General features: G+C 74.5%; 13 protein-coding genes and 1 pseudogene. 10 read left to right on the top strand and 4 right to left on the bottom strand.

Going from position 1 to position 12,337, the window contains the following annotated elements; translation table 11 throughout:
* The first annotated feature begins 64 nt into the window (after nucleotides 1-64).
* From FQY64_RS11290 to FQY64_RS11280, 3 genes are read left to right on the top strand one after another with little or no spacing between them, the layout of a single operon-like run.
* Nucleotides 65-1,096 carry a two-component system sensor histidine kinase NtrB gene (locus tag FQY64_RS11290; protein WP_146474372.1) on the top strand — a complete coding sequence of 344 codons (1,032 nt, stop codon included), beginning with the start codon at nucleotides 65-67 and terminating at the stop codon, nucleotides 1,094-1,096.
* Nucleotides 1,093-2,514 carry a nitrogen regulation protein NR(I) gene (gene ntrC / locus FQY64_RS11285; protein ID WP_146474371.1) on the top strand — a complete coding sequence of 474 codons (1,422 nt, stop codon included), beginning with the start codon at nucleotides 1,093-1,095 and terminating at the stop codon, nucleotides 2,512-2,514. Before FQY64_RS11290 ends, ntrC begins: the two co-directional genes overlap by 4 nt.
* A 10-nt stretch (nucleotides 2,515-2,524) precedes the next feature.
* On the top strand, nucleotides 2,525-3,112 hold the full coding sequence (locus FQY64_RS11280) for a superoxide dismutase family protein (RefSeq protein WP_386112813.1): 588 nt from the start codon (nucleotides 2,525-2,527) through the stop codon (nucleotides 3,110-3,112).
* Between the two features lie 463 nt (nucleotides 3,113-3,575).
* Here the strand turns inward: FQY64_RS11280 and FQY64_RS11275 are convergent, their stop codons facing one another.
* Nucleotides 3,576-4,463: a hypothetical protein gene (locus FQY64_RS11275; protein WP_146474369.1), complete on the bottom strand. Its 888-nt coding sequence runs from the start codon at nucleotides 4,461-4,463 to the stop codon at nucleotides 3,576-3,578.
* 110 nt (nucleotides 4,464-4,573) lie between these two features.
* Between FQY64_RS11275 and FQY64_RS11270 the strand changes: the two genes are divergently transcribed.
* A complete protein-coding gene (locus FQY64_RS11270) occupies nucleotides 4,574-5,851 on the top strand; it encodes an acetyl-CoA C-acetyltransferase (RefSeq protein WP_146474368.1) in 1,278 nt (425 codons plus the stop codon).
* Nucleotide 5,852: 1 nt separating this feature from the next.
* Here the strand turns inward: FQY64_RS11270 and FQY64_RS11265 are convergent, their stop codons facing one another.
* The 3 genes and pseudogenes from FQY64_RS11265 to FQY64_RS11255 form a co-directional block, all read right to left on the bottom strand.
* Complete coding sequence (locus FQY64_RS11265) at nucleotides 5,853-6,101, bottom strand: hypothetical protein (RefSeq protein WP_146474367.1); 249 nt, start codon at nucleotides 6,099-6,101, stop codon at nucleotides 5,853-5,855.
* Between the two features lie 143 nt (nucleotides 6,102-6,244).
* The gene (locus FQY64_RS11260; RefSeq protein WP_146474366.1) at nucleotides 6,245-7,225 is read right to left on the bottom strand and encodes a chorismate transformation FkbO/Hyg5 family protein; all 981 of its coding nucleotides are present in this window, start codon (nucleotides 7,223-7,225) and stop codon (nucleotides 6,245-6,247) included.
* Nucleotides 7,222-8,567, bottom strand: a pseudogene (locus tag FQY64_RS11255) (NAD(P)/FAD-dependent oxidoreductase). Before FQY64_RS11255 ends, FQY64_RS11260 begins: the two are co-directional and overlap by 4 nt.
* A gap of 160 nt (nucleotides 8,568-8,727) precedes the next feature.
* Between FQY64_RS11255 and FQY64_RS11250 the strand changes: the two are divergent.
* From FQY64_RS11250 to FQY64_RS11225, 6 genes are all read left to right on the top strand, one after another.
* The gene (locus FQY64_RS11250) at nucleotides 8,728-8,997 is read left to right on the top strand and encodes a phosphopantetheine-binding protein (protein ID WP_146474364.1); all 270 of its coding nucleotides are present in this window, start codon (nucleotides 8,728-8,730) and stop codon (nucleotides 8,995-8,997) included.
* A 10-nt stretch (nucleotides 8,998-9,007) separates the two neighbouring features.
* Entirely contained in the window at nucleotides 9,008-9,685 is a 678-nt protein-coding gene (locus FQY64_RS11245) for a COG4648 family protein (protein WP_229814850.1), read from the top strand.
* 60 nt (nucleotides 9,686-9,745) lie between these two features.
* Nucleotides 9,746-10,513, top strand: a complete 768-nt coding sequence (locus FQY64_RS11240) for a lysophospholipid acyltransferase family protein (protein ID WP_146474363.1) — start codon at nucleotides 9,746-9,748, stop codon at nucleotides 10,511-10,513.
* Nucleotides 10,510-10,791 (top strand): ApeI family dehydratase, encoded by a 282-nt coding sequence (locus tag FQY64_RS11235; protein WP_146474362.1) that lies wholly within the window; start codon nucleotides 10,510-10,512, stop codon nucleotides 10,789-10,791. Before FQY64_RS11240 ends, FQY64_RS11235 begins: the two co-directional genes overlap by 4 nt.
* The gene (locus FQY64_RS11230; RefSeq protein WP_146474361.1) at nucleotides 10,788-11,774 is read left to right on the top strand and encodes a lysophospholipid acyltransferase family protein; all 987 of its coding nucleotides are present in this window, start codon (nucleotides 10,788-10,790) and stop codon (nucleotides 11,772-11,774) included. Before FQY64_RS11235 ends, FQY64_RS11230 begins: the two co-directional genes overlap by 4 nt.
* Nucleotides 11,713-12,337: LolA-related protein (locus FQY64_RS11225; RefSeq protein ID WP_146474399.1), on the top strand; the 625-nt coding region annotated here is incomplete at its 3' end. The genes FQY64_RS11230 and FQY64_RS11225, both read left to right, overlap by 62 nt.

Raw genomic sequence — 12,337 nt, 5'->3', positions numbered from 1 at the left:
CCGAGGTGGGGAAAAACTTGAGCCGACCGCACGGTCGCCGGCGTCTTTGCACTAGGATGGTGCAATGCGCCCCGACCCCACCGCCTGCGAGGCCCTCAACACGCCGGTCGCCTGGCTGCACCCGGACCGCACGCTCGCCGCGGCCAACGCCGCCTTCGCGCGCTGGCTGGGGGTGAGCCTGCGCCGCCTGCGCGGGCTGCCGCTGGCGGCGCTGGAGGCGGAGCCCGGCGCGCTGGCGGCGGCGCTCGATCGCGCCGCTGCCGGCGCCGCGCCGCTGCGGGTGCGGCGCGCGCGGCTGGGCTTCGCCGGCGGCGAGGCCCGCTTCGCCGACGTCTGGCTGACCCCGCTCGACGAGGGCGGCTGGCTGCTGGAGGCGCACCCGGTCGACGAATTCCCCGGCGAAGACCCGGCGCAACTGCTGCCCTCGGCGCTGTCGGCCGCGCTGAAGGGGCTGGCGCACGAGCTGCGCAATCCGCTGGCCGGGCTGAAGGGCGCGGCGCAACTGCTGGGGCGCCAGGTCGGCGAGAACGACGGCCGCGAGCTGGTGGCGCTGATCGGCAGCGAGGTCGACCGCCTGACCGCGCTGCTCGACCGTTTGCTCAGCCCCGCCTCGCCGCGGCCGCACGCGCCGCTCAACATCCACGCCGTGCTCGAGCGCGTGCTGCGGCTGGCCGAGAACGACGCCGGCTGGGCGGTGCGACTGGTGCGCGACTACGACCCCAGCCTGCCGGAGATCCCCGGCGACGCCGACCGCCTCACCCAGGCCGCCTGGAACCTGGTGCGCAACGCGATCGAGGCCGGCGCCGGCAGCGTCACCCTGCGCACCCGCGCCGAGCACGCGGTGCGCATCGGCGAGCAGGGGTGGCCGCTGGCGCTGCGGGTGGAAGTGATCGACGACGGCCGCGGCGTGCCGGAGGAACTGGCCGAACGCCTGTTCCTGCCGCTGGTGTCCGGCCGCGCCGAAGGCACCGGGCTGGGGCTGGCGCTGGCGCAGCAGGTCGCGCGCGAGCACCGCGGCGCGCTCGCCTACCGCTCGCGCCCGGGCCACACCGTGTTCACCCTGCTGCTGCCGGTGCCCGAGGAGGCCCCCGCATGACCCCGACGCTCTGGGTGGTGGACGACGACCGCAGCGTGCGCTTCGTGCTGGCCACCGCGCTGCGCCAGGCCGGCTACGCGGTCGAGGAGTTCGGCGATGCCGCCGCGGCGCTCGCCGCGCTCGACCGCGGCGGCCCGCCGGCGCTGCTGTTCACCGACGTGCGCATGCCGGGCGACGATGGCCTGGCGCTGCTCGAAAAGCTCAAGCAGCGCCTGCCGCAGCTTCCGGTGGTGGTGATGAGCGCCTACACCGACGTCGCCAGCACCGCCGGCGCGTTCCGCGGCGGCGCGCACGAGTTCCTGTCCAAGCCGTTCGACCTCGACGAGGCGGTGGCGCTGGTCGCGCGCGTGCTCGGCCCGGCGGCGCCCGAGCCGGCCGCGCCGGCGGCGCCGGAGGAGGCCGATGCGCTGATCGGGCGAACCCCGGCGATGCGCGAGCTGTTCCGCGCGATCGGCCGTCTCGCGCAGGCGCCGCTGTCGGTGCTGATCACCGGCGAGACCGGCACCGGCAAGGAACTGGTGGCGCGCGCGCTGCACCGCGAATCGCCGCGCGCCATGCGACCGTTCGTCGCGCTCAACACCGCGGCGATTCCCTCGGAGCTGCTGGAGAGCGAGCTGTTCGGCCACGAGGCCGGCGCCTTCACCGGCGCGCACAAGCGCCACGTCGGCCGCTTCGAACAGGCCGACGGCGGCACGTTGTTCCTCGATGAGATCGGCGACATGCCGCTGCCGCTGCAGACTCGGCTGCTGCGCGTGCTGGCCGAGGGCGAGTTCTTCCGCGTCGGCGGGCGCGAGCTGATCCGCGTCGACGTGCGGGTGATCGCCGCCACCCACCAGCCGCTGGAGAAGCGGGTCGCCGAGGGCCGCTTCCGCGCCGACCTGCTGCACCGGCTCGACGTCGTGCGCCTGCAACTGCCGCCGCTGCGCGAGCGGCGCGAGGACATCCCGCTGCTGGCCGAACGCTTCCTCGCCGCCGCCGCGCGCCGCACCGGCGGCGCGCCCAAGCGGCTCGCGGCCGACGCCATCGCCCGTCTGCAGGCGCACGCCTGGCCGGGCAACGTGCGCGAGCTGGAGAACCTGTGCTGGCGGCTGGCCGCGCTGGCGCCGGGCGAACGGCTCGGCGCGCAGGACGTCGAACGCGCGCTCGGCGCGCCCGGCGCGCAGGCCAGCGCGCCCCCGCCCGAACGCTGGGACGCGCTGCTGCAGGCCTGGGCGCGCGAGGAGCTGGCGCGCCATGCCGAGGACATCCATGCCCGCGCCCGCGAACGCCTCGACCGCGCCTTGCTCGCCGCCGCGCTGGAATACACCGGAGGCCGCCGCAGCGAGGCGGCCGCACGCCTGGGTCTGGGCCGCAACACGCTCACCCGCAAGCTCGGTCCCGGCCGGCGCCGCGCGCCGTCCGGACCGTCCGAATCCTGATCGCGAGGAGATGCCGATGAACCGTCCGCTGCGCACCGCGCCCCTGCTGCTCCTGCTCGCCGCCTGCGCCGCCACCGCGCCGCGCGAGGACACCGCCGGCGCGCCGCACGCGACGACCGCCGCAACGCCCGCGCGGCCGCAGGCCTCGCGCGCCGAGATCGCGCTCGCCCCGGCGTCCGCCAGCCTGGTCAGCGGCAAGCTCACCGCGGTGCCGATGGGCGCGGGCGTGCACCTCGCCGGCGAGGTCGGCGGCCTTGCGCCCGGCGCCGCGCATGCGATCCACGTCCACGAGAAGGGCGACTGCAGCGCGGTCGACGCCAGCAGCGCCGGCGCCCACTTCAACCCCGACGGCGCGCCGCACGGCCGCGCCGGCCAAGGCCCGCACCACGCCGGCGACATGGACAACCTCAGCGCCGACGCGCGCGGCGTGGCGCGCGTGAACGCGCATCTGACCGGCGTCACCCTCGGCGACGGCGGCGCGCGCGACATCGCCGGCCGCGCGGTGATCGTCCACGCCCAGCCCGACGACTACCGCAGCCAGCCCGCCGGCAACGCCGGCGCGCGCGTGGCCTGCGGCGTGATCCGCGTGGTGCGTTGAGTCCCCTGCCCACCGCCGACGGACCTACGAGCTGCAGGAGCGGCTTGGGCCGCGACCGGAATACGGCATTGCGGCGTTGCGCGGCCTCGGCGCACACGGGCTGTGTTCCGCCCGCTGCCGCGGGCGGGCTACTTTTCTTTGTCTTGCCAAAGAAAAGTAGCCAAAAGAAAGGCGCTTCCCCGACACGACAATCGCTGGCGGTTCACCGCCCTCGGGATTTTCGTACGCGACATCCTTGTCGCGTCCGAAAACGGCCGGCATCCATGCCGGCCGCCCTCCGGGTCTCCGTTGGTCGGGGGAATGTCGCCGTGCACGTGCATGCATGGCCCCCGGCGTCACATCCGACGGGCGCCAACGGTGCCGACCTTTTCGGAGCGGCTTCAGCCGCGTTCCGGTGCGACGAGTTGCGGTCGCGGCTGAAGCCGCTCCGGCAAGCGTCACCACGCCAATCGCCGATTGCCGCTCAGGCCAGCGCCTCGCGCGCGGCGTCGGCGCAGTGCACGAACGTCACCGGCACCCCGTGCGCGCGCAGCACCGCGGCGATCTGCCGCTGGCGCGCCTCGAACAGCGCCATCCGGCGCGTCAGCGCCTGCCGGCCCGACTCGCTGTCGCACGAGGCCGTGGCCGCGTAACGCGCCTGCCAGGCGGACGGCGAGAACAGCGCGATCCGCGCCTCGCCGTCGACGTAGCGCACCAGCGGCTCCGGCGGCGCATCCAGCCAGGCCTCCTCCTCCGGCGCCAGCAGCGCGGTCTCCAGCACCGGCCACAGCGCGCCGAGGCCGGCGTGCTCGTACTGCAGCGCGGTCATCGCGGCGAGGTCGTGCACGGTGAGGTAGCGCGCGTGCTCGATCGCCAGCCCGAACGCCTCCTGCGCGAACAGCGCGGTCGCCGCGCCGGCCATGCCGCGCTCCAGCAGGCCGCGTTCGAACGCCTCGCCGACGCGCGCGGCCCGTTCCGGCTCGCCGCCGAGCACGAACGGCACCAGCCGCAGCGGACCGCCGTGCTGCTCCGCATCCGGGGTCAGCGTCCCCGGCAGACGCTGCTCGTGCGCGCCGAAGGCGATCACGCGCGCGCCGGCGCGGCCCGGCGCGCGCGCGGCGAGCGCGTCCAGTTCGCGATGCAGCGGCCAGCCGGGCCGAAGCAGTTCGACCGGGTCGTAGTGCGCGCCCACCAGCACCAGCTCCAGCGCCGCCGCCTGCGGCTCGAACGCCGCCAGATCGCGCGCGACGTGCGCGGCCAGCTCGCCCGCCTGCGCCTGCGTCAGCGCCGCGCGCGCCACCGGGGCGTCGCCGCGCAGCTCCAGCGCGAGCGCGCCCAGCACGTGGAGAGCCGGTTCGGAGGCTGGACTCATGATGAATCTCGTGGATACGGGGGCGTTTGGTCGCGCCCCGAGCGGGCGCTACACTTCGGAAACGATTATGCCTGCGCGCTCGGCGCAGGCTCCCTTCACGAGGTGATGCGATGCGACAGCTCCGCCCCGTCGCCGTGCTCGGTGGCGTCCGCATTCCGTTCTGCCGGCAGAACACCGCCTACGCGGACGTCGGCAACCTCGGCATGTCGGTGCGCACGCTCGGCGCGCTGGTGGAGCGCTTCGGCCTGCACGGCCAGCAGCTCGGCGAAGTGGCGATGGGCGCGGTGATCAAGCACAGCAGCGACTGGAATCTCGGCCGCGAGGCCGCCCTGTCCTCCGGGCTGTCGCCGCTGACGCCCGGCATCACCCTGCAGCGCGCGTGCGGCACCTCGCTCGACACCATCGTGCACATCGCCAACAAGATCGCGGTGGGCCAGATCGAAGCCGGCATCGGCGGCGGCTCGGACACCACCTCCGACGTGCCGATCGTGTACGGCAAGGCGTTCCGCCACCGCCTGCTGGCCGCGTTCCGCGCCAGGACGCCGCGCGAGCGGCTGGCCGCGTTCCGGGGCTTCCACCCGCGCGAGCTGAAGCCCGAGTTTCCGGGCGTGGCCGAGCCGCGCACCGGCAAGTCGATGGGCGACCATTGCGAGGACATGGCCAAGCAGTGGAACGTCTCGCGCGAATCGCAGGACGAGTGGGCGCTGTCCTCGCACCAGAAGCTCGCCGCCGCCTACGAGCGCGGCTTCTTCAGCGATCTGGTGGTGAGCTTCCGCGGCGTCACCCGCGACAACATCCTGCGCCCCGACACCACGCTGGAGAAGCTGGCCTCGCTGAAGCCGGCGTTCGACCGCAACAGCGGGCGCGGCACGCTCACCGCCGGCAACTCCACCCCGCTCACCGACGGCGCCGCCGCCTGTCTGCTCGGCACGCCGGAGTGGGCGCAGGCGCATGGCCTGGAGCCGCTGTGCTGGCTGCGCGACGCGCACGTGGCCGCGGTCGACTTCGTGCACGGCGAAGGCCTGCTGATGGCGCCGACGGTGGCGGTCGCCGAGATGCTCCGCCGCAACGGACTGACGCTGCAGGACTTCGATTTCTACGAGATCCACGAGGCGTTCGCGGCGCAGGTGCTGTGCACGCTGCGCGCGTGGGAGAGCGAGGACTACTGCCGCACGCGGCTGGGCCTGGAGGCGCCGCTCGGCCGCATCGATCCGGCCAGGATCAACCCCAACGGCTCCTCGCTCGCCACCGGCCACCCGTTCGCCGCCACCGGCGCGCGCATCGTCGCCACCGCCGCGAAGGAACTGGCGCAACGCGGCCGCGGCCGCTGCCTGATCTCGATCTGCACCGCCGGCGGCATGGGCGTGGTGGCGATCCTGGAGCGCTGAGCTACAGGATCCCGCCGCCGAGGCTGAGGCGGAACGCGGCCACCACGATCACGATCGCGTTCAGCACCAGGCCGGCCTTGGCGCGCCCGCGATGGCCGGGCCGCGACAGCGCGATGCCGAGCGCGGCGATGATCGCCCCCACCGCCGCGAACGGAATCAGCAGCCAGTTGGTGATGCCCACCAGCGGAATGAGCGCGACGATCATCCAGATCAGCGCGACGATGCCCCACAGCAGACTGACCAGACCCATGCGCATTCCCTCCCGGTGAGGGCGGCAGTGTACGCCGGGTCGGATGCGATCGCCCCGCCGCGCTCGCCCGCGCGGTGGAAAGCGAAGCGGGACTCTCGCGGCGATACCTGGCCGGACGCGACGGCGGCGCCGGCCGGCCGCGCTCAGGCGTGCGTGCCGTCGATCTCGATGCGCAGTTCGCGCCGGCAGACCGCGGCATGCAGCAGCAGGCACGGCACGCCGGGCAGGCGGCGCGCGAGCTCGGCCTGTACCGCTTGCAGCTCGCCGGCCTCGCGCACATACGCCTTCAGCCGCGTGGCGGGGCCGAACGCAGGCGGCAGCTCGGGCCGGTGCCGGCGCGCGGCGGCCAGCAGCGCGTCGAAGTTGCGCAGCGTCTCGTCGATCTGCGCGCGCACGCAGTCCGGGTGCTGCGACTGGTGGCCGACGATCGCGGCGGTGCCCGACAGCAGCAGCGGCATCGCCGCCGACGGCGGCAGCATCGCGCGCGCGAAGCTCGGCGGCTGCGGGCCGTACTGGCGCGGGTAGCGGTAGGCGCTCATCTGGCGCGGGTTCTCGACCGGCGTGCCGGGCGCGCGCGCGGCCAGCCAGTACACCTGCAGCCGGCGCACACCGTCGACCCGGCCGATCGCGGTCGCCGCAGGCAGCGTGCCCGGATCGTGCGCGCCCAGACCACGCGCGCGGCCGACGCAGAACACGCGGTAGCGTTCGCCATCGCCCTCGCCCTCGGTGATCGCGTCGAGGTAATTCCACACCCGCAGCAGATGCGGGAAGCCGCGCGCGGCGACGAATGCGCGCAGACGGCGGTAGGCCCGCTCCGCGGTCGCGCCGACGTCGCCGGCCTCGTCGAGTTCGAGCGCGCCGAACAGCAGCGCGCCGCTCGTCGCCCAGGCGATGCCGTCCTCGCGGCCGCGCGCCACCGGCGCATCGGTGCGCCAGCACTCCAGCGGCGCCGCGCCGAACGGCTCCAGACGGACGCGCAGATAGCGCGGATCGTCGTGCTGCGGCGCGCGCGCGCCGAAACCGAATACCGCGAGCGTGTGCGGATCGGCGAGCACGCGCTCCGGCGCGTCGTCGAGGTAATCGACCCGCAGCGCGGGCGCGGCGATGGCGGGCACGGCGCTCACGACCCGAGGTGCAGCGTTTCGCCGCCGAAATCGTCGCCGCCCCTGCGGCCGCGCAGGCGCCGGCGCAGCGCGTCGGGCAGGAAGCGCAGCGCGGTGATCGCGTAGATCGCGCGGAACGCGCGCAGCCGCCGCCGCACGCGCGGGTTGTCGAACACGTCGCCGGCCAGCATCGAGATCACCGCCTGCTCGATCTGCCAGACGTTGCGCGGATGGGCGAACAGGCGCTTCATCGTCGGCGTGGTGAAGCGGTAGATGAACCACTCGAACTCGCGCAGACCCCGTTGCAGGTAGCGCTCCATCCGCCGCTGCAATGCGCGCTCGCGCGCGGGCGCATCGAGCGCGGCGTGCACCACGCCGGCGGCGAGCTCGGCGCTGTTCATGCCGAGGAACACGCCGGAGGAGAAGATCGGATCGACGAACGCGTAGGCGTCGCCGACCATCACCCAGCCGGGGCCGCTCATGCGCGCGCAGCGGTAGGAGTAGTTGCCGGTGACGTGCACCGGCGCCACCCGTCGCGCGCCCTGCATGCGCGCGCGCACCGGCGCCACCGACTCCAGCGTGCGCATCAGGAAGCCTTCGGTGTCGCCGCGGCGCTGTTTCAGGTATTCGGGCGAGGCCACCACGCCGACGCTCATCACATCGTCCGGCAGCGGGATCAGCCACATCCAGCCGTGCTCGAAGCGCTGCACGGTGATGTTGCCGGCCTCCTCGCCCGGCCGGCGCGCCACGCCGGCGAAGTGGCTGAAGATCGCCGCCGACTGGTGCCGCGGGTTCTTGCGCTTGAGCTTGAGCTGGTTGCCGAGCAGCGTGTCGCGACCGGTGGCGTCGATCAGATAGCGCGGCGCGATCTCCAGCGCCTGTCCATCGGCGCCGCGCGCGAACACGCGGGCCGGGCGGCCGTCGGCGCCGAACTCCACGCGCTCGACCTTCACCCGCTCGCGCGCATCCACGCCCTCGGCCTGCGCGTGCCGGAACAGCAGCGCGTCGAACTGGTCGCGCCGGACCTGGAAGGCGTGGTCGATGCGGGCATCGAGCGCGCGGGTGAAGCGGAACGTGTTGTAGCGCTCGTCCGACACCGGAAAGTCGGCGCCGGGCTTGTGCACGCCGATCGCGCGCACCTGCTCGAGCACGCCGAGCCGCTGCAGGATCGGCAGGTTCATCGGCAGCAGCGATTCGCCGATGTGGAAGCGCGGATGCGCGTCCTTCTCCAGCAGCAGCACGCGCCGTCCCTTGCGGGCCAGCAGGATGGCGGCGGTGCAGCCGGCCGGGCCGCCGCCGACGATCAGCACGTCGGGGCGCAGCGCGGCGGCGTCGGAAGCGGAATCGGACATAGGGCGGGCATGATACCGGCGCGGGCGAGCGCCCGCGCTTCCGGTTCATGCGTTCATTTCGCCGGCCGATCGCGGGCGGTTCGCCGCCGATCCGCGGTTTTGCGCCCCTTGCGCGCGGCACGCCGATGCCGGATCGTTGCGCTCCCCTGTGAGCCGTGGGACGGAGTCCGGATGTCCGAGCAGAGCCCTGCCGAGCGCGAGCTGGCGCAGCTGATCGTCGAGAGCCTCAACCTGGAAGGCGTGAACCCGGAGAGCATCGACCCGGAGGCGCCGCTGTTCGGCGAGGGGCTCGGGCTGGACTCGATCGACGCGCTGGAGATGGCGTTGGCGATCTCGAAGAAGTACGGCTTCCAGTTGCGCTCGGACAGCGAGGAGAACCGCCGCATCTTCGCCTCGCTGCGCGCCCTCTCCGACCACATCCAGCAGCACCGCACGACCTGACGGCGACGCCGTGACCGTCGCCCTGCTGCGCCTGCCGCTCGCGCTGGCCTACCCGGTGCTGGCGCACGTGGCCGCCGCGCGCGACGACGATGCGCTGGCCGCGGTGGCGCTGGCGGACCTGCTGCTGGTGCTGCTGGTCGGACCGCTGCTGCGGCGGCGGCCGTGGGCGATCGCGCTGACCCTGGCGGCGGTGCCGGCGCTGGTGGCGCTGGCGCGCTCGCCGCATGCGCAGTTGCCGCTGCTGGCGCCGCCGGTGGTGTTCAGCGGCCTGCTGTGCTGGCTGTTCGCGCGCACGCTGCGCGGCGGGCGCACGGCGCTGATCACGCGTCTTGTCGAGGTGGCCGAAGGACCGCCGCCGCCGGACGTGGCGCGCTACACGCGCGCGCTGACCGCGGCGTGGGCGGTGCTGCTGGGTCTGATCGCCGCGCTCAACGCGGGGCTGGCGCTGCTGGCGGTGCCGGACGGGGTGCTCGCCCGTCTCGGCCACGCGCCGCCGTGGGCGGTGGCGCAGGCGCGCTGGTCGCTCATCGCCAACCTGCTGGTGTACGGCGTGGTGGCGGCGTTCTTCCTGGCCGAATACGCCTATCGCCAGCGCCGTTTTCCCGATCGCCCCTACGGCAACTTCGCCGGCTTCCTGCGCTCGATGGCCGCGCTGGGGCCGGATGCATGGCGCCGGATCGCGCGCTAAGGTGCGCGCCCCGCCGGCGCGGTCCGCGCGCGCTCCGTCCCGCTGATACCCTCTCGCCCGATGTCCACCCCGATCCCTTCCATCCTCCGCCTGCCCGCGCTGCCGGACTGGCTGTGGGCGCCGGTCAACGCGGTCCAGCTCGTCTTCACCCTCGCCTGGACCGCCGGGTGGATCACGCTGGCGCTGCTGGTGCGCGCGTTCAGCGGCGGCCCGCGGCTGCCACTGCGGATGGCCGCGCGGATCTGGGCGCCGGGGCTTCTGACCGGCGCCGGCGCGCGGCTGGTGGTGGAGGGCGACGGCCGCATCGACTGGTCCAAGCCCTACGTGATCGTCGCCAACCACCAGTCGGTGATCGACATCTGCGCGCTGTTCCGCGCGGTGCCGGTGCCGCTGCGCTTCATGCTGAAGGCGGAACTGGGGCGGGTGCCGTTCCTGGGCTGGTACACGCGCGCGATGGGGATGGTGTTCGTCGCGCGCGGGCAGCGCCACTCCGCGGTGGAGAGCCTGCGCCGCGCCAGCGAACAGGTGCGCGAGGGCAGCCTGTGCATCTTTCCGGAAGGCACCCGCAGCCGCGACGGCACGGTCGGGCGCTTCAAGCTCGGCGCGTTCCAGGTCGCCGTCGACGCGCAGGTGCCGGTGCTGCCGGTGGCGATCGTCGGCAGCGGCCGGGTGCTGCCGGCCGCGGGCTTCCGCGTGCACCCCGGCGAGATCCGGGTGCGCTTCGGCGCGCCGATCGCGCCGCCGCCGGCCGACGCGCCGCAGGCGCGCGAGCGGCTGGCGCAGGACGCCCACGCCGCGGTGAGCGCGCTGTACGAAGGCCGCGCATGAGCCCGACGTTCGCGATCGCCGCCGATCATCCCTGCCTGCCCGGCCATTTCCCGGGACGGCCGATCGTGCCCGGGGTGGTGGTGCTGGAGCGCGTGCTGGAGGCGATCGAACGCGCGCACGGGCCGCTGCCGGCCTGCGCGCTGCCGCAGGTCAAGTTCGTGCAGCCGCTGCTGCCGGGCGAGCAGGCGCGCATCGAGCTGGAGGGCGCCGCGCCGCGCTGGCGCTTCCGCGTGCTGCGCGGCGAGACGCTGATCGCCAGCGGCGAGGTGGGCGCGTGAGCTGGAAGGATCGCCCCGAGGGCGGCGGCTGGTTCGCGATCTGGCTGATCCGCTCGATCGGCCGCTACGGCGGGCGCGCGTTCGCGCGGCTGTTCCTGTACCCGATCACGCTGTACTTCCTGTGCCGGCGCGGGCCGGAGCGGCGCGCCTCGCGCGCCTGGCTCACGCGCGCGCTGGGACGGCCGGCCACGCTGTGGGACGTGGCGCGCCACATCCACACCTTCGCCTGCACCATCCTCGACCGCGTGTTCCTGCTCGGCGAGCGGCTGAAGCGCTTCGAGGTCGAGGTGCACGGGCTGGCGCAGCTGCACGCGCAGCTCGACCGCGGCCGGGGCGTGCTGCTGTTCGGTTCGCACCTGGGCAGCTTCGAGGTGCTGCGCGTGCTGGCGCGCGAGCGGCCGGACGCCAAGCTGCGGGTGGTGCTCGACGTCGGCCACAACCCGGCCCTGACGCAACTGCTCGACGCGCTCAATCCGGACGTGGCCGCCACCGTGATCGACGCCGGGCAGCCGGGGCCCTCGCTGATGCTGGCGATCCAGGACGCGGTCTCGCAGGGCGCGATGGTGGCGCTGCTGGTGGACCGGGTGCCGCCGGGCGAGCCGTTCGAGTCCGCCGAGTTCCTCGGCCGGCCGGCGCCGCTGCCGACCGCGCCGTGGCTGATCGCCGCCGTGCTCGGCGCGCCGGTGGTGCTGGCGTTCGGCCTGTACCGCGGCGGCAACCGCTACGAGCTGCACTTCGAGACCTTCAGCGAAGGCCTGCGCATCCCGCGCGCGCAGCGCAAGGCCGCGCTGGCCGCGCTCATCCGCCGTTATGCGGCCCGGCTGGAGCATTTCGCCCGGCGCGCGCCGTACAACTGGTTCAACTTCTACGACTTCTGGGCCCACGACGATGGCCGAACGTCTTCGCCTCCGCGCGCGCTGGATGCCGGCGGCGCTGGGCACCCTGCTGATCCTGGCCACGCCGGGCTTCGCCGCGCCGGCTGAGGCGGTCGACGCCGGCTGGATCCTCGCCCGGCTGGCGCGCCCGGTGCCGGATCGCACCGCGTTCGTCGAGCTGCGCGGCTCGGCGCTGCTGAAGGCGCCGCTGCGGATCGAGGGCGAGTACCGCCGCCCGCGCGAGGACGTGCTGGTGCGCGAGGTGCGCGCGCCGTACGCGGAGACCACCACCATCGACACCGGCGCCGCGGCGCGGGTGACGCTGGTGCGCGCCGGCAAGCCGCCGCGCACGTTCGCGCTGTCGCGCGTGCCCGAGCTCGCCAGTCTGCAGACCAGTTTCGGCGCGCTGCTCGCCGGCGACCGCGCCGGGCTCGAACGGCATTACCGGATCGGGGTCGCCGGCACGCGCCAGGCCTGGACGCTCACGCTCACGCCGAAGGATGCCGCGCTGGCGGCGAAGGTGCGCGTGATCGCGCTGCATGGACGCGGCGCCGAGCTGCGCTGCATCGAGACCACGCCGGTGCCCGCCCGCCGCGGCGCGCCCGCCGCGCCGCAGCGCACGCTGCTGGCCGGCGCCGCCGAGCGCGCGCGCGGCATCGCCGATGAGGCCG

Source organism: Vulcaniibacterium thermophilum (genome assembly GCF_007923255.1).
GTDB lineage: Bacteria > Pseudomonadota > Gammaproteobacteria > Xanthomonadales > Xanthomonadaceae > Lysobacter_F > Lysobacter_F thermophilum.
The sequence above is the reverse complement of the archived record's forward strand: the minus strand, read 5'-3'. Positions and strand labels throughout refer to the sequence as shown.